This window comes from Tardiphaga sp. P4_G1, assembly GCF_056401215.1.
This window is the reverse complement of record NZ_JBFUJU010000009.1, coordinates 76,284-102,219: the sequence shown is the minus strand read 5'-3', so window position 1 is coordinate 102,219 and position 25,936 is coordinate 76,284. Positions and strand designations below refer to the sequence as shown.

Sequence of the window (25,936 nt, the reverse complement as noted above, 5' to 3'; positions counted from 1 at the left end):
GAAATTATGGTGCCCCTGCCCCCGCCGGGGCACCATTGTGCATCAACGGACTTCGGCGAGATAGCGGTCGCTGAAGCCTTTCTGCGCCAGCTCCATCTTGCCCCAGTCCACGCTCTTGGCGCGGGCATATTCGCTGTCCGGCAGGAACTTGGCCTTCACGGCTTCCGGCAGTTCAATCTTGCGGGCCGGACGGAGGTAAGCATTGGTCCAGATCGCCTGACCCTTGTCGGACAGCAGATAATCCATGACCTTCTTGGCCTTGTCCTTGTGCGGCGCGTTCTTCACGAGACCGACCACATACGGAAACACGACCGAGCCTTCGCAGGGAATGACGAATTCGAAACTGCCCTTCTCGGAATACTTGGCGCGATAGGCATTGAAATCATAGTCCAACAGGATCGGCATTTCGCCGGATACAACCCGTGCGTAGGATGTCTGCTTAGGCACGATCGCGTCGTTCTTCTTCAGCTCCTTGAAGAACGCGATGGCCGGATCGAAATTCTGGTCCGAACCGCCGAGCGCGAGATTGACCGCAACAGCGCCGACATAGCCGACGGCGGCCGAGGTCGGATCGAGATAGCCGACCATGCCCTTGTAGTCGGGCTTGGCGAGATCCTTCCAGCACTTCGGCACCGGCTTGCCAGCGAGGGCATCCTTGTTGACGAAGAAGCCGAGCGTACCGGAATGGATCGTGGTCCAGTAGCCTTCGGAGTCCTTCAGGCCGGCATCGACCTGATCCCAGCCAGCGGGCTTGTAGGGTTCGAGTGCATCCTGCGCCTTGGCCTTCATACCGAAAGTGACGCCAAAATAGCCGATGTCGCCAACCGGATTGGCCTTCTCGGCGAGGATCTGAGCCAGCGCCTGGCCGGAATTCTTGTTGTCATGCGGCATCTCGATGCTGAGGTCGGTCTTCACCGCCTTGATCATCGACGCCCAGTCGGCCCATTCCGGCGGACAGTTGTAGCAGATGACATCCGCAGCACGGGCGGGCTGCGATAGGGCGGCGAGCGCCAGCGCGGACAGAGCAAATACCAAGCGGAACGGTTTCACGGCGATCGTCTCCATCCTGACGCAGGCTTTAAGGCCGGCGCATAGAAGTCTGAGGGGAATGCGTGACGCCCCACTATAGGCCGCGGATGAAACTTTTGCGACAAAGCCAACCCGCAGCGCATTTGTGCACCGCAATGACCGCGAAGCCCATCGACAACACCCCGCGGAGGATGTGAAATCACGTGTCGCCGCTGATATTGGACCGTTGATGTGAAAGAGACGCCCGAACGCGATCGAGGCCTGCTCGGTCTGGTCGAACGACTCATGAGGAGGCCAGGCGATCCCGAACCGATCAGGCCTGAGCCAGACGCGGACACCAGAGACGGTTTCGATCCGGTCGTCGCAGAGGAGAATCCAGCGGCATCGCTGGAGCCGCAACTTGCGGTCGAGAGCACCCGCACGCTTGACCGGTCGGAAATCGCGGATGTGATCCTGCGCGCGCTAAGGGGTATCGATGGCTGTCCGACAGCCGGCTTCGAGGTGGTCGTCTATGGCACGCGCCCATGGAACGCCATGTTGCGCATCACGCCGGCCGCCGGCGCGGTGTCTGACGCGCGTGCGTGGCGCCAGCGGGTCCAGGACATGGTTCAGCTGTTGCGACATCAATACGAGTTGCGCGAATAGACCGGAGGTCTAGCCTTCCATGCGCACCAGCACGACCTGAAACGGCACGTCGGGGCGTTGCTTGACGACACCTCTGCAGGACGCCGTCGTGGTCTTGGATGTCCCGACCAGATCAATCTCGACCTCGTCGATGCCGAAGATCGTTGGCTGGCCGTCCGCATGCCGGCGGGTCGCAATCGTCGCCGTGAAAGCATCGCCGTTCTGGATATAGGAACCGCTATAGGCAATCACCGTATCGCCGCCCGACAATCGACCATCAGCGAGCGTGATAATCCCCATGCCTTCCTTCTCGGGAATACGAAACCACGCCGAATAACGGCCATCCGGGAGCATGACAAACCTGAACTGTAAGTTGCGGTATAGCCAATTACCACCAACCCATCAGAAAGACCTTAACCAGATCGGTCGCATTGAAACGATCGATCTCGCCTTCCCCAATGTAATGCCGCGCTACTTGCCGCCCCCGATATTGCCGCCCTTGATATGGCCGAGCGAGTTGCTGCCATAGGCAGAATTGCCGTGATTGCCGCTCATCGCCGCATTGCCACGAAAGATCGCGGGACCTCGCATCTGGCCATAGGCCCCGTAATATCCGTGGTGCGCCTTGTAGCCACGATGGACTTTCTTCGCAGACGCTGCCGTCGCCGTGAAACTCGCGATCATCAGTGCAGCTGCCGCCGTCGCCAGAATCTTTTTCATGTTCAACCCTCTGTGACACCCTGCAAGAAAACGCCGACGGCTGCGTCTCGTTCCGGCACAAATCGTCGCAAAAAACGGCCTTACGACGATCTCCGGACATCCCGTCCACAGGCCTGGTAACGCTTTGCTCACCATACAAAATGGGTGGCCCCGACCGCGATCGGTGGTAAGTGGGTGCTGCTTATTGCGCATCAAATAAATTACACCGCGTTCGGACATCATGTTGCTAGATCAGTCCTCCATCTTCGCAGCGATCGGACTCTCGAGCGCGGCGCTCGCGCTCACATTGCTCGCCACCTGGCTCGTCGCGCGATCCGAGACCTATCTGCTGACTTGGTCGATCGGTCTCGCGACCACGGTCGTTGCCGTCATCATCTATGCAGGCTTCGAGCAGTATGATTCGAGGCTACAGCTCGCTGCATTCATATTGCTGCTTGTCGGCTTCGGGGTGATCTATGCGGGCACCACGCAATTCTGCTCGAACCAGGCCCATTGGATCCGCGCCGCCCTCGTCACCACTGCAGGGCTCGTTCCGATGATCATCGGCTTTGCGCTTGGTTACACCGGCGCCGGCACGATGGCCGCGAATTTTGGCACGGGCCTTCTCGTTGCGCTCTCGGCTGCGCAATATTGGCACGCGCGCGCCGAAGCACCGCTGCTGATGGTCGCAAATGCGCTACTCTATCTCGTCACGGCCGCATCGTTCGTGGCTTGCGGTGCCGAACTCTTGCGTACCGGGCAATTCGTGCTGACCGATCGACCGATGAATTGGGCAGAACAGTTCAATTCACTGATGGTGATCGTCGGTCTGACCGGAATCGGTGCGCTGTCACTGACGATCAACCAGATCCGGACGTCGAACCGGCATAAATCCGATGCCATGACCGATCCTCTGACAGGCCTGCTCAATCGGCGCGCGCTGTTTGGCGAAAAGGTAACGGAGACAGCATCCAACACTGCAATTCTGGTGATGGATCTCGATCACTTCAAAACGATCAACGATCAGTTCGGCCACGCCGCCGGCGACCGCGTGCTGCGCGCCTTTGCCGAAGTCATCTTCTCGAACATTCGCGCCGAAGATGTTGCCGCGCGTCTGGGCGGCGAGGAATTCTGCATTGTCCTAGCCGCGTCGAGCCCAAAAGCGGCGGCCGCTGTCGCCGAGCGCATTCGATCGACGCTCGAAGCTAAGACCTTCCCGACATCCGCCGGTGTTATCCACGCCACGGTCAGCGTGGGAATCGCGATCCGGTCAACCGAACCTGAAACGCTGCAGGCCTTGCTTAGCCGGGCCGATGCGGCGCTCTACCAAGCCAAGGCGGCAGGCCGAAATCGCGTGCAGATTTCTGATTTTCATCTGGCCGCCTGAGCCGCGCGGCGCCTGGTTCCACGAAAAATTAAGCACTGGCTGGCAGCGTAAGGTTTTTCGGCAGAATGCCCCGATGCCCGGTCAGAAAACCATCGCCATAGAGACGCTCAATCTGCTGCGCGCCTCAGAACCGCTCCCGAACGACAGCCACCTCAAGGCGGCGTCGATTATCGCATTTCCGCTCGGTCCTATTGAGGTCGAGCAAGTCACGCCGCGGTTCTTTGCCTCCTTCGCCATCGAAAGCCTGCTACGCTCGATCTGTTATCGCGAAGAACAATGGCTGATCGACGCGCGGCACAACCATGCCATGCGAATGACGCTGAACTGGGTCGAGGCAGAAAGCTGACGACAAAATTATCCCTCGACCGGAACCGTATCTTGCAATGACGGCCGCTCCGACACGGTTGCGAACCAGTCGGTCAGGGCCGGCCGCGAGCTGCGCCAGTCGAATGATGCAAAACGAAAATCCAGGTAGCCGAGCGCGCAGGCGATGGTGAGGCTGCCGATGCTGATGCGCGCGCCGAACACGGCAACGGTCTTGTCCATCTCATCCAGCGCCGCGGCGATCTTGGTCATCTGACCATCGATCCACTCCGCCGATCTGATCTCGTCGCTACGGCAGGTATTTTCATAGCGCGTGAGCAGCGCCGCATCGAGCAAGCCATCTCCGAGCGCCTGCTCGGTGAGCACCTGCCAGCGCTCGGCGCCGCGCGGAAACAGCGAACCGTGTCCGAGGTCGTCGAGATATTCGCAAATCACCCGGCTGTCGAACAGCAGCGTGCCATCCGCCAGCTTCGCCGCGGGCACCTTGGCCAGCGGGTTGAAACTTGCGATCCGCGCGTCCCGCTTGAGCGGATGCGCCGCACTCGGCAGCCGCACGATGCGATCGGCCAACCCCAGTTCGATGGCGCAGGCCATCACCTTGCGCACATAAGGCGATGTCGGCGCGTAGAACAGTTCGATCTTGTCAATCATGGCTTCTGATCCTCCGCGTCGATGGCCGCCAGCGCGGCACGCGCGACTTCGACATCCTGCGCGCCGGTGCCCGACCCGACGCCGACCGCCCCGATACATTGGCCGGCAATCACGATCGGCAATCCGCCTTCGAGATTGGTCAGGCGGCCGCCGCCTGCGATAGCCAGCTTGATCTCGTCGGCGGGATTGAGTCGTGATGTCGGCTGCCGATGCGACGCGGCCGTGATGGCCTTGGACATCGATGTTTCCCGCGACAGCAATTTGGCGCCGTCCATGCGGACGAAAGCCAGCAGATTGCCGCCGTCGTCGACGATCGTGATGTTCTGCGCCACGCCCAACTCTTCTGCCTTGGCGACGGCACCCGCCAGCGCTTTGAGCGCGCCTTCATGTGTCAGCTTGAGAGAGGGTTTAGTCGTCGCCATGGGACTGCTCCTGTATCGATATGCGGCCTTTGTGCTCGATATAGCAGCTCATGCGGCGGCGGCGGCCGGCAGCAGCAGCACTTTGCCGATGTTTTCATTGGCTTCCAGAATGCGGTGAGCTTGCGCTGCATCTCCGAGAGGCAACTGGCGCCAGATCAGCGGCCTCACTACGCCGGATGCGACCAGCGGCAGCACCTCGGCGCGGAGCGCGGCAGCGATTGCGGTCTTCTCCTCATCGGACTTCGGCCGCAGCGTCGACGACGTCAGATACAATCCCTTCCGCATCACCAGTCCGAGATCGATCGGCACCACGCCGCCTTCCATGAAGGACAGGCTGACGTGCCGTCCGCCGGATGCCAGCGCATCGAGATTGCGCGCCACATAGGAGCCACCGACGATGTCGAGCACGACATCGACGCCGCGCCCCGCGGTGGCGTTGCGCGCTGCGACAACGAAGTCGTCGGTACGATAGTTGATGGCGATGGCGCCGAGCGCTTCCACCGCCTTCTTCTTGGCATCGCTGCCCACGGTCGCGATCGCCGTCGCACCGCGAGCGATGGCCATGCGGATCGCGATGGTGCCGACGCCACTGGCACCGCCATGCACCAACACGGTCTCGCCCTTCGACAACCGGCCGCGTTCGAACAGATTGTGCCAGACGGTGAACAGCGCTTCGGGCAATGCCGCCGCCTGCTCCATCGTCAGCCCCTCGGGCACCACGAGACAGTGAGATGCTTTGGCGATGCAATAGCGCGCGTAGCCGCCGCCCTTCACGAGCGCCATCACCGTCTGCCCCTGTAAGGCCGCATCGCCACCGATCACGCGGCCGGCGACTTCGAGCCCGAGCACGTCAGTGACACCCGGCGGCAGCGGCACGGCACCGCTCCGCTGCATCAGATCAGGGCGATTGACGCCGGCTGCTGCGACCTCGATCAACACTTCGCCAGGACCGGGCACCGGCACTGGTCGTTCGACTTGGGTTAGAACGTCAGGACCGCCTGCTTGCGTCGCGATGATCGCCTGCATGGTCGACATGATCGTCGACACTTCGTTCTTCATGATACGCGTATCCACTCTTCACTCGGCCGACGCAGCAAATCCGCCAGCCTGTCCATCATCACGTTTGCGGCTGCGAGTTCGTCGAAGCCGATCCACTCGTCGGCTTTGTGCCCGCGCGCCATATCGCCGGGTCCGCAGACCAGCGTCGGGATCCCCGCCTCTGCGTAGAGGCCGGCCTCAGTGCCGAAGGCGACTGTGGTTGCGGGTTGCGTATCGCCTGCCATTTCTGCGACCAGACGCGTCATGGAGGCATCGGCAGCAGTATCGAGCCCGGGATAGGCCGACAGTTCCTCGGAGACGATGTCAGCCTCCGGCGCACTGGCGCGCAGCCGATCACGCTCGCGCGCGACCACCTCATCGACCCGCGCAAGAATCTCGCCCGCGTCACGGCCTGGCATGGTGCGGATCTCGTATTCCAGCACGGCCCGTTCCGGCACCAGATTGACCATGCTGCCGCCATGCAGCGAGCCAACGTGAATGGTCGTGTATGGCGGATCGAATGCCGCATCGCCGCCGCGCGCGACTTCCTCATCAGCGAAGCCACGCAGCGCATGCGCGATCGCAACGCCCGCATCGACCGCATTGGCCGCACGATGCGGCATCGCCGAATGACCGGTGCGACCGGTGACCGTCAGGCGACGCGCGACCTTGCCCTTGTGCGCGCGAACGACGCGCATCGTGGTGGGCTCACCCACGATGGCGAGCACCGGTGGCACGACGGACTGCATGAGCGCACACACGAGATCGGGGGCGCCGCGACATCCGACTTCCTCGTCATAGGAAAATGCCAGATGCAGGGGCGCAGCAGTTGTGGCCTCCTTGAAGCGCGGCACGGCCGCGAGAACGACAGCAAGAAAGCCCTTCATGTCGGTCGCACCGCGGCCATAGACGCGCTCATCGCGGATCACGCCGGCGAATGGCGGCACGGTCCAGGCCTGCCCCTCCACCGGCACCACGTCCGTATGCGCTGACAGGACCACGCCAGGACGATCCACGGGACCGATAGTCGCGAGCAGCGAGGCCTTGCGGCCATCAGGCGACGGCACGCGGCGCGAAGACACGCCCGCCGACGCTAGTATCCGCTCGATATACTCGATGATATCGAGATTGGAATTCGCACTTATACTTTCAATACTGACCATCTCGCAAAGTATTTGAGCTATTCGATCGATCATCTATACTCCAAATACTTTTACGATTGCGGGAGCATCACGATGACCTATTCCATCTCGGCACGTTGTCCGGAGACCGGCGCGTTCGGCATTGCCATTACGTCGTCCAGCATTGCCGTGCCGGCGCGCTGCGCCTGGGTGGGACCGCTCGGCCTCGTGGTGTCGCAGAATGTCACTGATCCGTCGCTTGGCCCGACTGGCCTCGCACTGCTGCGTCAGGGCCTTGGCGCCGGTGCGGTGCTGAGCAATCTGACGCAAGGCACGCCGCAGCCCGCATGGCGACAAGTCGGCGTGATCGATCGCTACGGCCAGGTGGCGTGGCATTCCGGCGCGCAGGCGCTGCCGATCGTTGGCATTGCGCAGGGCAATGGTTGTCTCGCGATGGGCAATCTGCTGGTCGATGAAAAAGTCCCGAGCGTGATGATCGCAAAGTTCGAAGCTACGGCCGGACAGCCGCTGGCGGAGCGATTGCTGTCGGCGCTGGAAGCCGGTCTCGACGCCGGCGGCGAGACCGACGACGAACATGCGGCGGGCCTGCATGTCGCCCACATGTTTGACTGGCCGGTGGTCGACCTGCGTGTCGACTGGCACGACGCTCCGATCGGTGAACTCCGCGCGCTGTGGGAGCGCTACCGGCCGCAGCAGAAGGACTATGTCGCGCGCGCGATGAATCCGGGCGCTGCGCCGTCGTTCTAGACGCGACCGCCTCACGCCGCCTCACCCGGCGGAAACGCCACGATATCGTCGGAGCCGATGGTCAATCCGATCTCGGCTCCGACCGGACAGGACGACAGCGCCGCAATGCCCGGCGAACGCAGCAGGATGCGCTCGCGCGCACTGCCGGGCGCGTCGATATAGAGATCGACATGACCGCCTTGAAACACTTGCGTCGTCACGGTGCCGGGCAGCGATCCCGAAGCGCCGCGCGCCGTGACGGCGAGATGCTCCGGCCGCACGAAGACATCCACGGCATCGCCGATCGAAAGCGCGGCAATCGGCGCCGCAGGAACGTCGGCGCTGATGTCGCCGACCGAAACGACCGCGACATCGCCGCGCTTCTCGACAAGGCGCCCGTTGAGGATATTGGCATCGCCGACAAAGGACGCGACGAAGCGATCGGCCGGACGGCGATAGATATCGTCGGGTGCCGCGATCTGGCGGATGCGCCCGGCCGACATCACCGCGATACGATCCGACATCGACAGCGCCTCGCCCTGATCATGCGTCACGAAGATCGTGGTGACGCCGAGCTCGCGCTGGATCTGCTTGAGCTCGACCTGCATCGAGCCGCGCAGATTCTTGTCGAGCGCCGAGAACGGCTCGTCGAGCAACAGCACCTTCGGCTTGATCACCAGGGCCCGCGCAAGCGCGACGCGCTGCTGCTGGCCGCCGGACAATTGCTTGGGCTTGCGATCGGCAAAACCTGTGAGCTTGACCAGCGCCAGCGCCTCGTCGACGCGGCGCGCGATCTCCTTCTTTTCGACGCCACGGGTCTTCAATCCGTAAGCCACGTTCTTGGCGACGCTCATATGCGGGAACAGCGCATAGTTCTGGAACACGATGCCGATCTCACGCATATGCGCGGGCGTCTCCGTGACCAGATCGCCGTCGATGAAGATCTCGCCATTATCGGCTTCGAGGAAGCCGGCAACCAGATTGAGCAGCGTCGTCTTTCCGCAGCCGGATGGGCCCAGCAGAGTCATGAACTCGCTCGGCCGGATCTTCAGCCAGGCCTCATGCAGCGCCATGGAATCGCCGAAGCGCTTGGTGACGCCGTCGAGCTGCACCGCCGGACGAATCTTGTCGCTCGCCGCGGCTGGCGTGTGTGCCGTCATTGGATCAGTGCGCATCAACATTCAGGATTTTCCCGAGGCCCAGGAAGGAATTGGCGATCGTGAGCAAGGTTGCGGTCACGACGATGTAGATGACCGACAGCGCGGCCAGCGTAGGGTCCGCGAATTCGCGGACATAATTATACATGGCGACCGGTAGCGTCTGCGTGGCCTGGCTGCTGACGAACAAAGTAGCCGTGAATTCGTTGAAGGACAGGATCGCCGCGAACAGCCAGCCGCTGAGCAAGCCCGGAATCAACAGGGGGGTCGTCACCGTGAACAGGATCCGCAGCGGCGTGGCACCGAGACTGGACGCCGCCAGCTCCAGGCGCGTATCAAGATTTTCCAGCGAGATGTAAGTGCTGCGCATCACGAAAGGCAGCACCATCACCACATGGGCGAAGATGACGAGCGGAAAGCCGCGGCCGATCCCCGTCTGCGAGGCGAGGATGAGAATACCAAGACCGACGGTGTAATGCGGGATGATCAGCGGCGACAGCAGAATGCCTTCGAGAAAATCCCTGAGCGCGAATTTGTAGCGATGAATGGCAAAGGCAAAGGCCGATCCCACGACCACCGCGATGCTGGATGCCCAGACCGTCACCGTCAGGCCATTCCAGAACCCCTTCGCGAAATCGGCATAGGAAAACGCACGATAGAACCAGCGTAGCGACCATGACTGTGGCGGAAATTGCAGGATCGCACGATCGTTGAATGCCGAGATCGCTACGACAACGCCGGGCAACAGCACGAATAGGAGAATGGCGGCGACGAGGACGCGGCCCGACCAGCGCAGCGCGAGGGTTGCAGGTGAGCGCTTCATGTGGTGCCCGCCATACGTTCGAGCGGGCTCGCGGCTTTCTTCAGCAGCGCGATCACAGCCAACGACAATGCGAGGCCGATGATGGAGAGGCTGGCGGCAAAGGGAAAGTTGAACGACGAGAAGCCAAGCTGATAGATCAGCGTCGACACGGTGGCGACGCGGCCGCCGCCGATCAGCTGCGGCGTCGCAAACGCGCTGAAGGTCCAGGCAAAGGCGGTCGAGAAGCCGGCAACGATGCCGGGCATCGACAGCGGCAGCGTGATGGTCATGAAGATACGGATCGGACCCGCGCCGAGACTTTCGGCCGCCTTCTCGTAATTGCGATCGATATGCGACAGCGCCGCGGCCAGCATGATGACCATGATCGGCATGGTCACATGCACCAAGGCCGCAATCACGCCGCCCGAGGTAAACATCATGCGCAACGGGCGATCCACCAGGCCGAGCTTGAGCAGCAGCGTGTTCAGGAAGCCGTTATTGCCGAGCACGATCATCCAGGAATAGGTCCGCACCACCTCGCCGAGAAACAGCGGCGTGACCGACACGATCAGGATGAAGGAGCGCAGCGCGGAGCTGTTGGTGCGCGTCAACGCATACGCTAGCGGATAGGCAAGAAGCAGCGTGAACACCGCCGTCTCGAAACAGATCAGCACCGTATTCCAGAATGCCAGTGCGTAAAGCGGCCGCAGCATGGCTTCGAAATTGGCCCAGGTGAAGCCACCGACTTCGAGCGTGCCTGGAATATAGGCCCGCACGCTGTACTGAAACACAGCCAGCATCGCCGCGATCAGCCCCACAGCAACGAGGCCGGCCGGCGAGACAAACCATCCCAGAAATGGACGTGTGTTCATGGACAAACTCGAAGTGGGCGAACGTGACGTCATGGACCGCGATCCGGCGGTAGCAGCCGGATCGCGACCGGGGCTCGTTTACGGAGCCATGATGTTTTCGGTGAACCACTTGCGCCAGGTACCGGTCTTCTCGGCACGCAGCTTGGCGTCGATCACCAGCGTCTGCTTCGCCCACTGATCCGCGGTCGTGAACACGCCCGGCAGTGCTGCGATCTCGGGCTTGACCTTGGCGTTGTCCACCACCGGGCTGCCCTTCTTCAGTTCGGCGATCTTCGCCTGCACGTCGGGGTCGAGCGCGGTGTTGATGAACTTGTAGGCCAGCTCCGCCTTGGTCGAGCCCTTGGTGATGCCCATCGTATCGACGCCGAGCACGGCGCCTTCCTTCGGAATCGCCAGCTTAATCGGAACGCCCTGGGCCTGCATGTAATAGGCGTTCATCGACAGCACGACCTGCACCGGCGTCTCACCAGTCGCAAACAGCTGCTGACTGTTGGCATCGTTGGTATAGAACGCCTTGTAGTTCGGCTTCAGCGCTTTCATCTTGGCTTCGCCGACTTCCCAATTCGATGCGTCGCCGCCAGAGAGCTTGGCCGCAACGACCATCACATGGCTCGGATCGAAATCGGGCGACGAGATCATGCCCTTGAGCGCTGGATTCCACAGACCTTCCCAGCTCTCGAAGCTCACGCCCTTCGGCAACTGATCGGGCAGATAGCCGATGGTGTAGACATAGGCCCAGGCGCCGATGTGATACGGACTGATCTTGGCCTGCTCGACGAGATGACTGGCATTCGGGATCTTCGCCATGTCGAGCTTCTCGAACAGATTGTCGTTGGCATAGAGCCAGCCAACATGGGCCGTCGTGAAGGTGACGTCGCTCTCGGGCTTGGCAGCAGCGAGCTTGGCCTGATTGAGACGGTCGATCGTGCCGCCGGTGATGTATTCGACCTTCACGCCGGTGTCGGCGGTGAATTTCTTGGCGATCGCTTCATCGATCAGATCGCGGAAACTTCCACCCCAGGTGCTGACCACCAGCTTCTCCTGAGCGGATGCCTGCCCGCCAATCGCGAGCGTCGACAGCAACATCAATGCAGTAAACTTCAAGGCGCGCTTCATCTCGAAACCTCACAAGGATTATGACCCAGAAAGAAAAGCAAGCATCGTGCCAGACGATTGATAAATCTCAGGAATTTCCGCCGAACAGCCGCGTGCAACCGCACTCATCGATCATGCGAAAGATGAAGCCGCAAACGTCCGATTGATCTCTGTAGTGCCGGCGAAAAACGCGTCGTTACGCCGGAATTTCCGCGATGATGTCGATTTCCATCAGGTATTCAGGCTTGGCGAGGCCCTGAACGATAATCCCCGTCGAAACCGGATAGACGCCCTTCAGCCATTTGCCGACGACGCGATAGACCGGCTCGCGATAGGCGCGATCGGTGATGTAGATGACGATCTTCACCACGTCCTCGAGCTTGGAGCCTGCCTCTTCAAGCAGCACCTTGGCGCATGTCATGGCATTCTCGGTCTGCGCAGCGGCATCGCCGATACCGACGATCTTGCCGTCGAGATCCATGGCCGTCTGGCCGCGCACATAAACGGTGTTGTTGGCGCGCACGACCATGCAGACATCGTTGTCGAGCGACTGCTCGGGATAGGCTTCCTTGGTGTTGAACTTGCGAAAACGCTGATGGGTGGTCATAGAGCAAATCCTCAGGCGGCGAGACGACGGAATGTGCGATCGGAAAAGATCAGGGGCAGCGCAGCTTGGTTGCGAACGTTCAGCACCTCGCCCGCGACGATGCGATGCGAGCCGAAATCGAACACGCTGGCGACGCGGCAATCGAAATTGCACAACGCGCCATCGAGCGCAGGCGCGCCGGTCAGCAGTTCCGACCAGTCACCGGCAAGAAAACGGTTGTCGCGCAGTTCAGGGATCAACCCGGCGAAGCTGTTGGCAACACGCTCCTGCGTATCAGACAGAATGTTGGCGACGAACACGCCATTGGCCAGCAGCTTTTCGAGATGGCGATTGTCGCGGTGAACGCTGAATACAACCGATGGCGGCTCCATTGACAGTGAACACAGTGACGACACCGTAACGCCCGCGCGGCCCGCTTCGCCATCCGTTGTCACCACCGCCACGCCCGAGGCCGTCATCCGCATGGCGTCGCGGAAGACATCGACCTCGACCAGGGGATGCGCCGTAGCGCTCATGACTTTACCCCGTCGATACGGTCCGACAACCCGGCCGACTTCTTCACGAAGTCCAGCGGCCCCGCGAAGTCGAAGCTGTTATAGACAGCCGCCAGATGATTGAAGTGTGGCGCCTGCGCGAACTGCACGAAGGTCAGGCGATGACCGGCATAGTCGGAGTTCAAGAGATCGCGCGCAAAGGCGAGCAGCTTGCGGCGATCATCAGCCTGCCACTGATCGTTCAGCGAATAGAACTTGTTGAGCCACTTGCCTGATCCCTCAGCCTCGAATGCATCGGCATTCGGGGTGATGCAGATCTGGCCGCCGCACAGCTCGCGGGCGATGTGCATCATCGCCGGGAGCTGCGAACAGGCGAATACGCGACCGGCATAGAGCATCGACTGCTGCGGCATCAGAAGGCCGCCCGGGCTCTTCTCCGCCATGGCGATCGAGGCGGTGAGATGCGCATTGATGCCTTCGCGGTAGCAAACGAGATCGGCCAGCTTCTCGCGCACCGACTGCAGCTTGTCGAGACCGGTCTGCTTGGCGTTCCACATCGCCGCACCGATCATCATGTCGGCGGTGTAGAGCAGACGCAGCACATAAGGGAATGCCGAGTAACGATGCAGCGTCGAACGGACGAACTGCGCAGCGCGGGTATGGCGATAGAAGAACACGTCTTCCCACGGGATCAGCACGTCGTCGAACACCACCAGCGCCTCGACCTCATCGAAGCGATTTGCAAGCGGATAGTCCTTGGCATTGGCGCTGCTGCGATTGGCGAAGCCGCCGCGGCAGATATGTTTTACGCCCGGCGCACCCATCTTGACGATGCAGCCCACCGCATAGTCGGACAGCTTCTCATTGGCCCAAGCGCCGACAGTCGGCTTCAGATAGGCCTGATCGGCATAGGCCGCAGCGGTCTCGTATTTCGCTCCGCGGATGATGATGCCGGCATCGGTCTCACGCGTGACGTGAACCATGAGATCCGGATCCTGCTGCTGCGGCGGCAGCGAACGGTCGCCCTTCGGATCGGTGTTGGCCGAGACGTGGAAGATGTCCTTCTCGATCACGGCACGGATGTGATGATCGATATTGGCGGCGAAGCGCGGGTCGATCTCGGCCAGCACGTCGCGCCCGTCGGTGAGCGACCACATCTCGCCGATGGTCTCGTCGCCGACGCGGGTGACCACGCCGCCGATGTCCTTCATCACGTGATCGACGGCCTTGATCTTGTCGTGCCAGTCCTTCTGTTCCGTCGGCGGCTTGTAGAAGACCGAATGTGTCTCGTTGACTTCAACGTAAGTGAGGTCGGCGGCGTAACGCTCTTCACGCGCCATGTCATACATGCGGGCCTTGACGTCGATGATCGGCTTCAGCGCCGGGTGCGTGGTTACGTCCTTGACGCGCTCGCCATCGATCCAGACCTCGCGGCCATCGCGAATGCCCTGTTTGTATTCTTCACCCGTGCGGATCATTGATCGCTCCTGTTCGACTGGACGACAGGGTGCCGAAGGGCCTATCATAAGGAAAATATTTTTATGTTTGGAGATGCATAGGAAAAGACGATGAGGTTCTCGCTCCGGGCCCTGCGTTATGTGGTTGAGACGGCCGATGCGGGCAGCGTGACAGAAGCCGCCAAGCGCCTGAACGTGTCGCAGCCCTCGATTTCGGCCGCACTCAGCCAGCTGGAGGCCGAACTCGGCGTCCAGATCTTCATCCGCCATCTCGCCAAGGGCGTGACGCTCTCCCCCGCCGGCCAGCGGCTGGTAAACGACGCGAGACTGCTGCTCGCGCATGCGCGCGATTTTGCCCAGAGCGCCCAGTCGCTTGGCAGCACCCTGCACGGCGAGATCGTGGTCGGCAGCTTCTCGACCCTCGCCACACGCTTCATGCCGGGGCTGCTGTCCGGCTTTCGCGAACGCCAGCCGGGCATCTCTGTAAAACTTGAGGAAGGCGACCAGCAGGAGATCATCGACGGGCTGGTCTCTGGACGGACCGAACTCGCGCTGTCCTACTCCTTCGCCGTTCCCGACGAGATCGTCGGTGAGAAATTCTGCGAGCTGCCGCCCTATATCGTGCTGTCGGCGGATCACCCTTTGGCGAACCGGTCGTCGATCAGCCTGACCGAAATGCGCGACGAGCCGTTCATCCTGCTGGACCTGCCGCATTCGCGCGACTACTTCGCCAGCCTGTTTACGGCATCCGGTATCGAGCCGCGCATTTCCTTCCGGACCCGATCATTCGAGCTGATCCGCGGACTGATCGGGAATTGCCAGGGATATTCGATCCACAATGCCGTGCCGCGCACCACCATCGGCTATGATGGCAGCCGCGTCGCCGTGGTGCCCATCACCGAAAAACTGCCGGCCACGCATGTGATGGCGCTGCGTCTGAAGCGCCACGCGCTGCGACCGGCGGTACAGACATTTGCCGACTACGCGCGCGACGCCTTTGCCGTTGGCGGCCAGTTTGCGCCGGGCTCAATAGCCCCGGCGCGGATCGACGCGGCTTAGCAGCTCCTGCCCGGAGCGCAGCCGGCGTACATTCTCGCCGATCTGCTGTGCCGCGGAACCCGGCAGCGCCACCGATGCCAGATGCGGCGTGATCAGAACATTGTCCATCGCCCAGAGCGGACTTTCGGGCGACAGTGGCTCGGAGGCAAACACATCCAGCGTGGCCTCCGCGATATGGCCCGAACGCAGCGCCTCGATCAGCGCCGGCTCATCGACGATGCTGCCGCGCGAGACATTGATGAAGACCGCGCCACGCTTCATCTGCGCCAGGCGCTCGATGTTCAGCAGCCCGCGCGTCTGTGGCGTCTGCGGCAGCATGCAGACGAGAATGTCACTATCGCCCAGGATATCCGGCAAAGCGGTCAGACCAGCCGACGTCTCGATGCCCTCCACCGACTTCAAGGTGTTGGACCAGCCGCGCACGCGATAGCCTTGCCGGGCGCATTCGAGCGCCGCTGTCAGTCCGAGTTCGCCGAGGCCGAGTACGCCGACGGTAATGGTCTCTGGATCGCGTGGATGAATATAATGCCAGCGGTGCTCACGCTGCGCCCGCTCGAACGCGGGGATGTCCCGTGCGTGCCGCATCACCGCGAACAACACGTAGCCAGCCATCATCCGCGCCATCTTCGGATCGGACAGGCGCGTGATCGGAACCTCCGGCAGGTCGTCACGCCCGACCAACGCGTCGACACCGGCGCCCAGATTGACGACGAGCCCGAGATTGGGAAAGCGCGCAAAGAAGTCATGCGGCGGCTTCCAGACAAGTGCCTGCCGCACGCTGGCGGGGTCAGCGATATCGTCAGCCTGACGAAGATCGATCCCCTCTGCTGCCAGCACCACGCGCCACGTTTCGAAGTCATCCAAGACGCTGTAGAACGCCATCACCTCCGACGTCATTGCGCGGCCTTTTCGGCGATCAGACGCGACACTGCAGTCAGCGCCAGTTCGTAGCCGAGCGCGCCGAGCCCGGCGATGACTCCCGTTGCAGCACGCGACACATAGGAGTGATGGCGAAACGGCTCTCGCTTCCAGATATTGCTCATATGCGCCTCGATGATCGGTCCCTCGAAAGCGAGCAACGCATCAAGGATCGGGACCGACGAGTAAGTGAGACCGGCGGCATTGATGACGATCCCCTCGGCCCTCTCCCTCGCCTCCTGAATCCAGTCAACCAGAACGCCCTCGTGGTTGGATTGGCGGAAGTCGACCGTCAAGCCGAGCGAAACTGCATGGTCTTCGCAGCGCTTCTTGATCGAGACGAAACTTTCACGGCCATAGGTGCCGCTTTTGTCCAGCCCATAAAGATTGGCATTGGGACCATTGAGGAAATAGACAACTGGAGACGTCATGGCCGCGCTTTCATCTGTCTGGAGGGCAATCGGGTATTCTTGAGAGGCAAGACCGAACCGGGAGAAAATACCAACGAACGAGTGACGTCGGATGATCCCAGATGCTCAACCCTTCGCCAACAGGGCGCATGCAGCTACGCATCGACGCAGCGCATCCGCAATTTGAACCTTAGAGAGACCCGCTTCGTTGCAGAAATCGAAAGAACCTATGCGGTTCGACGGATTTCAGTATGGTTCAGAGGTTGCTCTTGCCGCAGGTGAAAAGCCCGGAAGCGGCGCCGTTCGTCGCCCGGTAAAAAATATGCAAGCCGATCAATTGAAGGAAACCGGCCGAAAAAATCGGTCCGGATGACATGCGGTGCCCGGTCGGCATCCGGTTAGAGCGTTTTCTAGCGAACTCGGTTCTGCTTCGATCAGAACCGAAAGGCTCTAGTGCATTGGCGCGTGTTTCAAGGAATCCCTGATTTCGCGCCAGATGCTCACACCCCAATTTCTCGCTCTTTGGGTCAACACGTTTTTCAAGATTCACTCCCGCTACTGCCCTATCTCTTTATTGCGGCCAGCAAGAGTTGTGCCAACAGCAGTACTAAGAGAGCGGCGGCGGATGTAAACTAACGTGGCAGCGCGCCTCCTCCAGTGGCCTGCATTCTATTCATCATCCAGCATACCGCGGCACTGAGCGGCACCGTTCAAATTATAGCTGCTTGGCCTTTTCGATCACGCTCGTCGTCTGACTGCGCGAGGGTGGAACGCCGTTGCCATCGCCGTAAGCGGCCCCTTTGCGCGGGTCGCCGCGACGAATCTGCAAGCATCTGACAGCTCGACTGTATTTTAACCTATTCAATCTACAGTTGATCAAAGACTCGTCAGAAGTTGAGTAGTTCGGCGCGACGCCGCCAGACGGAACAAGACATGCTTGCAAATCTGAGCCTGAAGGCCCGCATTACAGCAGCACTTGCAGTGTCTGCGGCAGCAACCGCCCTCGCCGTGCTTTTCGGGGCCATGTGGATCATCGGTGGCATCGTCGATCGGGCCGATCGCAGTGAACTGCAAAGCAACTACGATGCCCTGCAGTCGCGATTGATGCAGGAATCCCGCCGGGCGGCGGCCATGAGCGCCGTGGTAGCAACCATTCCGGCGGTGCAGGACGCGGTCGCACGTAACGATCGTGACGCGCTGTTGCAGTTGTTCGGACCGGGCTTCGCCCAGCTCAAGTCGGACTACGGCGTCGACCAATTTCAGTTCCATACGCCATCGGGATTGTCCCAGTTCCGGGTGCATCAGCCTGCCAAGTTCGGCGATGATCTGACCGGCTTCCGCAAGACCGTGGTCGTGGCCAATTCGACAATGAAACCCGTTGTCGGCCTGGAAGGCGGCGTCGCCGGCCTCGGCATTCGCGGCGTCGTGCCGGTTGCACAGAAAGGCAAACATCTCGGCACTGTCGAGTTCGGGTTGACGTTCGGACAGGGCTTCTTCGACGAGTTCAAGCGCGCGCGCAGCGTCGACGTCGCGTTCTATCTCGCAGGGAATGACGGCTTCAAAACCTTCGGCGGTACGCTGGGCAGCACGAGTTTCTTCGATGCCGACGCCTATCGCAACGCCACGAACGGCAGTTTCATCGTCCGGCAGGGCGAGATGAAGACGACACCCGTGGTCGCCCTGCTGGGACCAATCAAGGACTTCTCCGGTCAATCCATCGGCGCCGTCGAGATCGTCATGGACAACAGCGAATATGCGGCGTCCATCGCGCACGCGCGTCTGCTGGCCGCCAGTATCGCAGCGATCTGTCTGGTGCTAGCTGCCGCCGGGGGCCTTCTGATTGCCCGCGGCATTTCGCGACCAATTCTTGCCATCACGCAGGCGATGCGCGAACTCGCCGAAGGAAATCTGTCGGTCGCCCTGCCGCAACATCGCGGCAAGGACGAAGTCGGCCAGATGGCGCAGGCGGTCGAGGTCTTCAAGCAGAACGCAATCCGGGTCAGTCACTTTCAGGCCGACCAGGATGCGAGCGCTGCACGCGCCGAGCAGGAAAAACGTGCGATCTTCGCCTCGCTCGCCGACAGCTTCGAGGGAAATGTCCGCAAGGTCGTCGACCACGTCTCATCGGCTGCGGCAGACATGCAGAACACGGCGCAGTCGATGTCGTCAGTGGTCGAACAGTGCCGAATCCAGTCCAACGAAGTTTCCGATGCGTCATTGTCGGCGACCGACAATGTGCAGACCGTCGCTGCAGCGTCGGAAGAGCTGTCGTCCTCGATCGGCGAGATCAACCGGCAACTGGCGCAATCTTCCGCTGCGGTCGGAAAGGCCGCCGACAGCGGACGGCGCTCCAATGCGCGCATGCAGAGTCTGGCCGCAGCGGCCCAGAAGATCGGCGAGGTCGTCGCCTTGATCAATCACATCGCCAGCCAGACCAATCTTCTGGCGCTGAATGCCACCATCGAGTCGGCGCGCGCCGGCGAGGCTGGCAAGGGATTTGCGGTCGTGGCGGGTGAAGTCAAATCGCTGGCGACCCAGACCGCCAAGGCCACCGAGGAAATCCGCGCCCAGATCGCGTCAATCCAGGGCGAGACCAACGCCGCGGTGGAGGAGATCCAGGCGGTCTGCGCCACCATCGACGAGGTCGACAAGATCTCGTCGGCTATTGCCGCAGCTATTGAAGAACAGGGTGCTGCAACCCAGGAGATTGCCCGCAATGTCAATCAAGCAGCGGCGCGTACCGACGACGTGTCTCGCAACATCTCCAGCGTGACGTCGGGCATTTCCACGACCGGCTCTGCGGCGCAGGAGGTGCTGGGCTCGGCAACAAAACTCGCATCGCAATCGGAAGTGCTGCGAAACGAAGTCGACCGCTTCCTGGCGAGCATCAGGGCCGCGTAAGAAGCGACAGCGCTTTAGCCGCCCTTCTTGCCGTCCGCCGCGAACTGCTTCAGGAACGCGGTGAGATCCTTGATCTCCTGCTCGTTCTTGATGCCGGCAAAGCTCATCTTGGTGCCGGGGATCTTGCCCTTCGGGTCCTTGATGTAGTCGGTGAACACCTGCTCATCCCAGGTCAGGCCGGAATTCTTGTTGGCGTCGGAATAATTATAGCCCGCAATAGTGCCGGATTTACGCCCGAACAACCCGTTCAGGATCGGCCCCACGGTGTTCTTCGCGGTCTCGCCGACCTGATGACAGGCGCGGCACTTGTTGAAGGACTTCTCCCCGGCTGCAACATCCTGCGCCATGGCATCCGTTGTCATCAGTACGAGCGACAGAGCGAGCAGCGGAAAGCGGAACGTCATCCTGGTCAAACCTCAAATGTAGTGATGGTTATGGTGTGTGAGCCATCGTGCCAAAGACGAGTGCCCTCGCCTGCTACTCGACCTTGGGGCCGGACTTGCCGTCAGGCGTGACGTCGATGGCCATAGCCCGCCCGGTGACCTTCGGCGCCGGCCGGCAATCCTTCATGCATGGGGTCTTGTTCCAGAAATGTTTCTCGGACGTCTCGCGATCATCCTCGAAGAACGCCGCTGCATTAGGCATCTTGATCGACGTAAAATTCTTCTCGTTGAGTTCGAATGTCTCGTTCTTGACGATATCGTTCATGCTGAGAATGTAGGCCGTCAGCGCATAGACCTCGTCATTGGTCAGCGACTGCGCATTACCATAGGGCATCGCGCGCTTGATGTAGTCGAACACGGTGGAAAGATCGGGCCAGAACGAGCCGACGGTCTTGTCCGGCCGATCCGCCTTCAATGTCCCGGCGCCGCCGGCAAGCACCGGCCATCGACCGACGCCCTGTCCGAATTCGCCGTGACAGGACGCGCACTTCTCCTGAAACAGATCGTCACCCTGCTTCACAGTGCCCTTGCCGACCGGAAGACCGCGCCCGTCCGGCCGCACGTCGGTGTCCCAAGCCGCGATTTCCTCAGCAGTGGCCGCCCGCCCCAGCCCGAGCTTCGCAGAGGGCTTGACCACGTCGCGGCCCGCCATCTGCTGGGCAGCGCTTGGCGCACTCGTGCCGCCGAGCAGACATGCCGCCAGCATTAGTGTCAGGGCATTAGCCGATTTCGACATTTTCAGTCTCCCCGCCCGAACGCACCAGCCAGGTCTGAATGCCGTTATTGTGGTAGATCGAATTGACGCCGCGCACCTTGCGCAGATCGTCCTTCGACGGCTGCACATAGCCGGTGGAGTCGATGGCGCGGGACTGGATCATCAGCTCCTGTCCGTTCCAGTCGAAATCCACATAGAAGCGCACCACGGACTTGTCGAAGACCGGGCCATCGATGCGCGCGGTCTGCCAGTTGCGCCCGCCATCCATCGACACGTCGACGCGCTTTACCGTGCCACGGCCGGACCATGCCAGTCCGCTCAGCACATTGCGGCCCTTGTGCTTCAAGGGCGCCTGCGGCGACGGATTGGTCACCACCGACTTTGCGTCCATCACGAATGTATGTTTGCGGGAATTTCCGTCAGCCAGCAGATCCGTGTATTTCGACGTCTCCTCGCGGGTCTGCCACGGCTGGTCGCCGGCTTCGATGCGGCGCAGCCACTTGACCCACAGATTGCCTTCCCAGCCGGGAATGACGGCGCGCAGTGGATAGCCCTGTTCCGGCCGTAGCGCCTCGCCATTCATGGCAAAGGCCAGCATGACATCGTTCAGCGCCTTCTCGATCGGCAGCGAACGATTCATGCCGGCGGAGTCAGCGCCTTCCAGCATCAGCCACTTCGCATTCGGCTTCAGCCCGGCCTCGTCGAGCAGCACCTTCAGCGGCACGCCGGTATACATCACGTTGTGGATCATGCCGTGCGTGAACTGGCAGCCATTGAGCTGGCTGCCGCGCCATTCCATGCCGGAATTGGCCGCGCATTCGAGGAAGTACACCTTGTTGACACGCGGCATGCGCTTGATGTCGTCCATGGTGAACACCAGCGGCTTGTCCACCAGCCCGTTGATCATCAGGCGATAATCGGCAGGATTGATCTCGGCGACGCCGCCGTGATGACGCTCGAAGCACAGGCCGGACGGCGTGATGATGCCGTCGAGGTCGTGCAATGGCGTGAAATTCACCGACGATTCAGCAGACGCCGTCAACCACGGCACGTCGCGCCGGATCACATTCTTCTCGAACTTCGAGGGTACGCCGTAAGGATGTTTATCGACGCCATCGCCGAGATAGCGCTGCCAGTCCTGCACATCCGTAATGAGTGCTTCGGATTTTGCCGTCTCGCCCGCGAGCGCCGGAATCGCCGACAATGCCGCGCCGGCACCGGCCAGACCCGCTGCGCCGAGAAAGCGGCGGCGATTGAGCGTTTCCGCTGAGGTTCGATCAGTCATGCGACAAGCTTTCCTGTCTCTGCAATGCAACGACGCCTGAATCAGGAACCGGTCACCTTGACCGCGGTGTTAGGTTCGATCCTGACGGTTGAGACCTTCGCTACATGCGCCGCGACCACGTCCCAGATCGGCGGTCCCTGCGTGTTCTCGTTGACGCTGGCCCAGCCCGAGACCGTGTAGGTCTTGCTGGCCTCGATCGGCTTGCCGGACTTCAGATGAGTCATCCCGGAAATGCGCGATCCCATCGGCTTGGAGATATCGATCGCGTAGCCCATGCCGCCCATACGGACCATGTCGCCGCCGCCCTGGAAATACGGGTCGGGGTGGAAAATATTGTCGGCAACGTCTTCCAGCACTTCCTTGATCTGGGTGCCGGTCATTTGGTTGCGATAACAGTTCGGATAGGTGATCGCGGTGGCGTTGGTGATCTGCTCCCAGGTGATCGCATCACCGGGGATCAGCGTGCCGCCCCAGCGGAAGCCGGGCGACAGCACGATCTCCGCATCGCGCTCGGACATCATCGCGTTGCAGATCAGATCGTCGAAAGTGCCGTTGAAATTGCCGCGGCGATACAGCAGCGAATCCGTCTTGCCGATCTCGCGCGCCAGATCCCCCGCGAAAGGTGCCCTCACCTTTTCCACCAGCGCGGTCATTGCCGGATCGGGTTTGATGGCATCGGAGAAGACCGGCATCAGCTTGAAGCGGATATCCGCAACTTTCTTGTCCTTCACCTCGATATCGAGACGCGACACGAACTTGCCGTGCGAGCCGGTGGCGACGAGCACCGTATTGCCGACCTTGATCAGGCCTGGCATCGCGTCATGGGTGTGCGCCGTCAGGATGACATCGAGCCCCTTCACGCGGCCGGCCAGCTTGCGGTCGACATCGAAGCCGTTATGCGACAGCAGCACCACAATGGACGCACCGGCAGCGCGGGCTTCATCCACCTGCTTCTGGATATCCTCCTCGCGAATGCCGAATTCCCAGTTCGGGAACATCCAGCGCGGATTGGCGACGGCCGTGCGCGGCAGCGCCTGACCGATCACGGCGACGGTGGCGCCGCCGCGCTCGAACATCTTGCGCGCCTCGAATACCGGCTCCTGCCATTCGTTGTCGCGAATATTCTGCGCGAGGAAGGCGAAGGGGGCGGAGTCAGCGATCTGCTTGACGCGCTCGGCGCCGTAGGTGAATTCCCAATGGCCGACCATGGCATCCAGCTTCAGCGCCGACATGACGTCGACCATATCCTGCGCCTTGGTCTGCAGTGACGTCCAGCTACCCTGCCAGCTATCGCCACCATCCAGCAGCAGCACCTTGTCATCGCCGCGCTCGGCGCGCACGGCGCCGATCAGCGTGGCGATGCGGTCCATGCCACCCATGCGGCCATAGTTCTTCGCAAGCGCGACGAAGTCATCCGCCGTCAGCGCGAAGGCATCGGCGGTGCCGGCTGCGATCTTGAAGTAGTTGCGAAACTCGGCATCCGTGAGATGCGGCGGCATGCCTTTCACTTCGCCGACGCCGAGATTGACCGACGGCTCGCGGAAGTGCAGCGGCATCAGCTGCGCGTGTGTATCGGCAACATAGAGGATCGTCACCGTGCCCAGCGGATCGAACCGCAGGATGTCGGCCTGTGTCAGGCGTTGCTGTGCCGCCGCGCGGCCGAGCGGGCCAAGGCCGCTTCCGATCGTGAGCGCAGACGCAGCCGCCGTCGCTTGCAGGAAATCCCGCCTCGATATCATGATCCACCTATGATCCCTTCCGGTATGGAAGGGTGAATGTTCAGAAGAACGTCAGATCCAGGATCTTCAATTCAGGATCTGCAATACAAAGTCTGCAATCCGTCAGGCCACGGTCAGCTTGTTGGTCGCAACATAATCGGAGCCGTCGTCATCCTTCCAGGTGAAGGTGAATTCGCCGGACTCGGCAGCCTTGTAGAAAAACGACTGATAGGGATTGGCCGAGATCGCAGGATTCCAGTCGGCCTCGAACACCGTCTTGCCGTTGAAGGCGGCGGTGAACTTGTTGATGATCTTGCGCGGCACGACCTTGCCGGCCGCATCCTTGCGCTGGCCGGATTCCATTTCGTGAGAGATCAGCGTCTTGATCTCGATCAGTTCACCCGGCTTGGCCTGGGTCGGAACGCGAACGCGCGGGGTTGGTTTGGTTGCCATGGGAAAGTCCTCGCCTGATAAATCTGTTCTGTGAACGAAGCTGCGCGACTAGCCGCCGCAACCGCCGATCGTGACTTTCACATTGGCCTTCGCCATGTGCAGCTTGCCGTTGGACATTTCGGCGATGCAGACGATGTTCTGGGTTTCCGCAAGACGCATGCGCGTCGAGGCCGAGGCCTTGCCGCAAGCCGGCGTGAAACGGTAGCTGACGACGGCCGGCAACGGATTGCCTTCGGCAAACACATGCACCGACTTGACGTAGTCGGCATCGGTCATCGGGCTTTCAATATCGACATTGACCGGGACCACGAGGCCGTTTTCGGCGATCTCGGGCACGTCGAGCTTGATCTTGCCGCTTTCGAATTTCTTGTCGCCGTACAGCTTCTTGATTTCGGCGGCGACGGCCTGCTCATCGGCCAGCGATAGTCTGGGAGCAAGGATTGCTGCGAGACCAGCGATCGCGGCCATGGCCAGCGTTTCGCGACGGGTCTTCTCGACCGACTTCAAAATCATGAGTGCTTCCTCCTGCGGGATTTGAGCAATCCCTTTACAATAGTATCGCTTGACGATTCCAAGTCTGATCTATCTTATCTGGGACATATCATTATATTCTTTTTCTTGAATGTAAAGATCTGAAATGCACAAGTGCCGCAGAGACGGCGATGTGGGAGGGGACAGATGAGGAAGACCGTCATTCGGTCAGCAGCAGCGGCCATTCTGGTACTCTGCGCGGGGAGCTTCGGCAGTCATGCGCAAGACGCCAGCGAGAAAGAGATTGAACGCTATCGCGAGATGATCTCGGACCCGATGTCCAATCCCGGTTATCTCGCCGTCGATCGCGGCGAAGCGCTGTGGGGCGAAGCCCGCGGCAGCAAGAACGTCTCGCTGGAAACCTGCAATCTCGGTCTCGGCGCCGGCAAGCTCGAAGGCGCCTTCGCGCAATTGCCGCGCTACTTTGCAGATGCCGACAAGGTCATGGACCTTGAGCAGCGCCTGTTGTGGTGCATGCAGAACATTCAGGGACTCGATACCAAGGATGTCGTCGCGCGGCGCTTTTCAGGCCCGGGCCGTGCGTCGGACATGGAAGACCTCGTCGCTTACATCGCCAACAAATCGAATGGCATGAAGATCGACATTCCGCTGAGTCATCCCAAGGAGCAGGAGATGGTGGCGGTCGGCGAAGCGCTGTTCTACCGCCGCGGCGGCGTCAATGATTTCTCCTGCGCCACCTGCCATGCCGACGAAGGCAAGCGCATCCGGCTGCAGGGACTGCCGAACTTCTCCAAGCCCGGCAAGCCGGCGCAGGAAACCATGGGCGGCTGGCCGACCTATCGCGTCTCGCAGGGCGCGCTGCGCACCATGCAGCATCGTCTGTGGGATTGCTTCCGCCAGCAGCGCTGGCCCGTGCCGGAATACGGCTCGGACGCACTGACCGCCCTCACCTCTTTCCTGCAAAAACAAGCGGCGGCCGGCGAACTCAACGTTCCGTCGATCAAGCGATAAGGAGC

At 61.2% G+C, this 25,936-nt stretch carries 30 protein-coding genes; 7 read left to right on the top strand and 23 right to left on the bottom strand.

The genetic code is table 11. The annotated features are described in order from the left end of the window. Positions 1-42 precede the first annotated feature (42 nt). Positions 43-1,050 carry an ABC transporter substrate-binding protein gene (locus AC1DUY_RS21975; protein WP_231080252.1) on the bottom strand — a complete coding sequence of 336 codons (1,008 nt, stop codon included), beginning with the start codon at positions 1,048-1,050 and terminating at the stop codon, positions 43-45. A gap of 210 nt (positions 1,051-1,260) precedes the next feature. Between AC1DUY_RS21975 and AC1DUY_RS21970 the strand changes: the two genes are divergently transcribed. Next, positions 1,261-1,674, top strand: a complete 414-nt coding sequence (locus AC1DUY_RS21970) for a hypothetical protein (protein ID WP_478117046.1) — start codon at positions 1,261-1,263, stop codon at positions 1,672-1,674. Between the two features lie 9 nt (positions 1,675-1,683). Here AC1DUY_RS21970 and AC1DUY_RS21965 read toward each other — a convergent pair whose 3' ends face one another. Both AC1DUY_RS21965 and AC1DUY_RS21960 read right to left on the bottom strand, forming a co-directional pair. Further along, positions 1,684-2,007 (bottom strand): hypothetical protein, encoded by a 324-nt coding sequence (locus tag AC1DUY_RS21965; RefSeq protein ID WP_477720933.1) that lies wholly within the window; start codon positions 2,005-2,007, stop codon positions 1,684-1,686. A gap of 117 nt (positions 2,008-2,124) precedes the next feature. After that, positions 2,125-2,373 (bottom strand): hypothetical protein, encoded by a 249-nt coding sequence (locus tag AC1DUY_RS21960; RefSeq protein WP_089264761.1) that lies wholly within the window; start codon positions 2,371-2,373, stop codon positions 2,125-2,127. 220 nt (positions 2,374-2,593) lie between these two features. Here AC1DUY_RS21960 and AC1DUY_RS21955 point away from each other — a divergent pair, with 220 nt between their 5' ends. Next, entirely contained in the window at positions 2,594-3,739 is a 1,146-nt protein-coding gene (locus AC1DUY_RS21955; RefSeq protein WP_478117043.1) for a GGDEF domain-containing protein, read from the top strand. Continuing rightward, the gene (locus AC1DUY_RS21950; RefSeq protein ID WP_478117274.1) at positions 3,666-4,085 is read left to right on the top strand and encodes a hypothetical protein; all 420 of its coding nucleotides are present in this window, start codon (positions 3,666-3,668) and stop codon (positions 4,083-4,085) included. Before AC1DUY_RS21955 ends, AC1DUY_RS21950 begins: the two co-directional genes overlap by 74 nt. 8 nt (positions 4,086-4,093) lie before the next feature. Here the strand turns inward: AC1DUY_RS21950 and AC1DUY_RS21945 are convergent, their stop codons facing one another. Genes AC1DUY_RS21945 through argE form a run of 4 tightly spaced genes read right to left on the bottom strand, consistent with a single transcriptional unit; the run spans position 4,094 to position 7,370 of the window. Further along, positions 4,094-4,702: a glutathione S-transferase gene (locus tag AC1DUY_RS21945; protein ID WP_309946245.1), complete on the bottom strand. Its 609-nt coding sequence runs from the start codon at positions 4,700-4,702 to the stop codon at positions 4,094-4,096. A gap of 8 nt (positions 4,703-4,710) precedes the next feature. Then, positions 4,711-5,136 carry a GlcG/HbpS family heme-binding protein gene (locus AC1DUY_RS21940; RefSeq protein ID WP_439072230.1) on the bottom strand — a complete coding sequence of 142 codons (426 nt, stop codon included), beginning with the start codon at positions 5,134-5,136 and terminating at the stop codon, positions 4,711-4,713. Between the two features lie 48 nt (positions 5,137-5,184). Next, positions 5,185-6,195 (bottom strand): NAD(P)H-quinone oxidoreductase, encoded by a 1,011-nt coding sequence (locus AC1DUY_RS21935; protein ID WP_478117040.1) that lies wholly within the window; start codon positions 6,193-6,195, stop codon positions 5,185-5,187. Continuing rightward, a complete protein-coding gene (argE, locus tag AC1DUY_RS21930) occupies positions 6,192-7,370 on the bottom strand; it encodes an acetylornithine deacetylase (protein WP_478117038.1) in 1,179 nt (392 codons plus the stop codon). The genes AC1DUY_RS21935 and argE overlap by 4 nt, the downstream gene beginning before the upstream one ends. Before the next feature lie 39 nt (positions 7,371-7,409). Between argE and AC1DUY_RS21925 the strand changes: the two genes are divergently transcribed. After that, on the top strand, positions 7,410-8,063 hold the full coding sequence (locus AC1DUY_RS21925) for a DUF1028 domain-containing protein (protein WP_478117037.1): 654 nt from the start codon (positions 7,410-7,412) through the stop codon (positions 8,061-8,063). 11 nt (positions 8,064-8,074) lie between these two features. Here the strand turns inward: AC1DUY_RS21925 and AC1DUY_RS21920 are convergent, their stop codons facing one another. The 7 genes from AC1DUY_RS21920 to AC1DUY_RS21890 form a co-directional block, all read right to left on the bottom strand. Further along, positions 8,075-9,223: an ABC transporter ATP-binding protein gene (locus tag AC1DUY_RS21920; RefSeq protein WP_478117035.1), complete on the bottom strand. Its 1,149-nt coding sequence runs from the start codon at positions 9,221-9,223 to the stop codon at positions 8,075-8,077. Further along, on the bottom strand, positions 9,207-10,022 hold the full coding sequence (locus AC1DUY_RS21915; protein WP_478117033.1) for an ABC transporter permease: 816 nt from the start codon (positions 10,020-10,022) through the stop codon (positions 9,207-9,209). The genes AC1DUY_RS21920 and AC1DUY_RS21915 overlap by 17 nt, the downstream gene beginning before the upstream one ends. Next, positions 10,019-10,873: an ABC transporter permease gene (locus AC1DUY_RS21910; RefSeq protein ID WP_093762116.1), complete on the bottom strand. Its 855-nt coding sequence runs from the start codon at positions 10,871-10,873 to the stop codon at positions 10,019-10,021. The genes AC1DUY_RS21915 and AC1DUY_RS21910 overlap by 4 nt, the downstream gene beginning before the upstream one ends. Positions 10,874-10,951: 78 nt before the next feature. Then, the gene (locus AC1DUY_RS21905; protein ID WP_478117030.1) at positions 10,952-11,989 is read right to left on the bottom strand and encodes an ABC transporter substrate-binding protein; all 1,038 of its coding nucleotides are present in this window, start codon (positions 11,987-11,989) and stop codon (positions 10,952-10,954) included. Between the two features lie 175 nt (positions 11,990-12,164). After that, a complete protein-coding gene (locus AC1DUY_RS21900; protein WP_089264770.1) occupies positions 12,165-12,575 on the bottom strand; it encodes a RidA family protein in 411 nt (136 codons plus the stop codon). An 11-nt stretch (positions 12,576-12,586) separates the two neighbouring features. Next, entirely contained in the window at positions 12,587-13,090 is a 504-nt protein-coding gene (locus tag AC1DUY_RS21895) for a flavin reductase family protein (RefSeq protein WP_478117028.1), read from the bottom strand. After that, positions 13,087-14,547, bottom strand: coding sequence for a 4-hydroxyphenylacetate 3-hydroxylase family protein (locus tag AC1DUY_RS21890; RefSeq protein ID WP_478117026.1), 1,461 nt, complete (start codon positions 14,545-14,547; stop codon positions 13,087-13,089). The genes AC1DUY_RS21895 and AC1DUY_RS21890 overlap by 4 nt, the downstream gene beginning before the upstream one ends. A gap of 90 nt (positions 14,548-14,637) precedes the next feature. Between AC1DUY_RS21890 and AC1DUY_RS21885 the strand changes: the two genes are divergently transcribed. Further along, positions 14,638-15,585: a LysR family transcriptional regulator gene (locus AC1DUY_RS21885; RefSeq protein WP_478117024.1), complete on the top strand. Its 948-nt coding sequence runs from the start codon at positions 14,638-14,640 to the stop codon at positions 15,583-15,585. On the opposite strand, the gene AC1DUY_RS21880 is transcribed toward AC1DUY_RS21885, so the two are convergent. From AC1DUY_RS21880 to AC1DUY_RS21870, 3 genes are all read right to left on the bottom strand, one after another. Beyond that, positions 15,553-16,482, bottom strand: coding sequence for a 2-hydroxyacid dehydrogenase (locus AC1DUY_RS21880; RefSeq protein WP_478117022.1), 930 nt, complete (start codon positions 16,480-16,482; stop codon positions 15,553-15,555). The genes AC1DUY_RS21885 and AC1DUY_RS21880 overlap by 33 nt on opposite strands. Further along, positions 16,479-16,934, bottom strand: coding sequence for a type II 3-dehydroquinate dehydratase (locus AC1DUY_RS21875; RefSeq protein WP_439064256.1), 456 nt, complete (start codon positions 16,932-16,934; stop codon positions 16,479-16,481). The genes AC1DUY_RS21880 and AC1DUY_RS21875 overlap by 4 nt, the downstream gene beginning before the upstream one ends. 235 nt (positions 16,935-17,169) lie before the next feature. Further along, complete coding sequence (locus tag AC1DUY_RS21870) at positions 17,170-17,463, bottom strand: hypothetical protein (protein ID WP_478117019.1); 294 nt, start codon at positions 17,461-17,463, stop codon at positions 17,170-17,172. Between the two features lie 383 nt (positions 17,464-17,846). Between AC1DUY_RS21870 and AC1DUY_RS21865 the strand changes: the two genes are divergently transcribed. Next, positions 17,847-19,814 carry a methyl-accepting chemotaxis protein gene (locus AC1DUY_RS21865; RefSeq protein WP_439064257.1) on the top strand — a complete coding sequence of 656 codons (1,968 nt, stop codon included), beginning with the start codon at positions 17,847-17,849 and terminating at the stop codon, positions 19,812-19,814. 14 nt (positions 19,815-19,828) lie between these two features. Here the strand turns inward: AC1DUY_RS21865 and AC1DUY_RS21860 are convergent, their stop codons facing one another. The 6 genes from AC1DUY_RS21860 to soxY all read right to left on the bottom strand — a co-directional run bounded on the left by AC1DUY_RS21860 (position 19,829) and on the right by soxY (position 24,941). Then, positions 19,829-20,218, bottom strand: coding sequence for a c-type cytochrome (locus AC1DUY_RS21860; RefSeq protein WP_478117017.1), 390 nt, complete (start codon positions 20,216-20,218; stop codon positions 19,829-19,831). Between the two features lie 73 nt (positions 20,219-20,291). After that, positions 20,292-20,993: a c-type cytochrome gene (locus tag AC1DUY_RS21855; protein ID WP_478117015.1), complete on the bottom strand. Its 702-nt coding sequence runs from the start codon at positions 20,991-20,993 to the stop codon at positions 20,292-20,294. Next, positions 20,977-22,257, bottom strand: coding sequence for a sulfite dehydrogenase (gene soxC / locus AC1DUY_RS21850; RefSeq protein ID WP_478117013.1), 1,281 nt, complete (start codon positions 22,255-22,257; stop codon positions 20,977-20,979). Before soxC ends, AC1DUY_RS21855 begins: the two co-directional genes overlap by 17 nt. Before the next feature lie 41 nt (positions 22,258-22,298). Then, on the bottom strand, positions 22,299-23,996 hold the full coding sequence (gene soxB, locus AC1DUY_RS21845; RefSeq protein ID WP_478117011.1) for a thiosulfohydrolase SoxB: 1,698 nt from the start codon (positions 23,994-23,996) through the stop codon (positions 22,299-22,301). Positions 23,997-24,098: 102 nt separating this feature from the next. Then, the gene (gene soxZ / locus AC1DUY_RS21840; protein WP_089264796.1) at positions 24,099-24,428 is read right to left on the bottom strand and encodes a thiosulfate oxidation carrier complex protein SoxZ; all 330 of its coding nucleotides are present in this window, start codon (positions 24,426-24,428) and stop codon (positions 24,099-24,101) included. Positions 24,429-24,476: 48 nt separating this feature from the next. After that, the gene (gene soxY / locus AC1DUY_RS21835) at positions 24,477-24,941 is read right to left on the bottom strand and encodes a thiosulfate oxidation carrier protein SoxY (RefSeq protein WP_068732003.1); all 465 of its coding nucleotides are present in this window, start codon (positions 24,939-24,941) and stop codon (positions 24,477-24,479) included. Between the two features lie 165 nt (positions 24,942-25,106). Here soxY and soxA point away from each other — a divergent pair, with 165 nt between their 5' ends. Continuing rightward, a complete protein-coding gene (gene soxA, locus AC1DUY_RS21830; RefSeq protein ID WP_089264797.1) occupies positions 25,107-25,931 on the top strand; it encodes a sulfur oxidation c-type cytochrome SoxA in 825 nt (274 codons plus the stop codon). Positions 25,932-25,936: the final 5 nt, after the last annotated feature.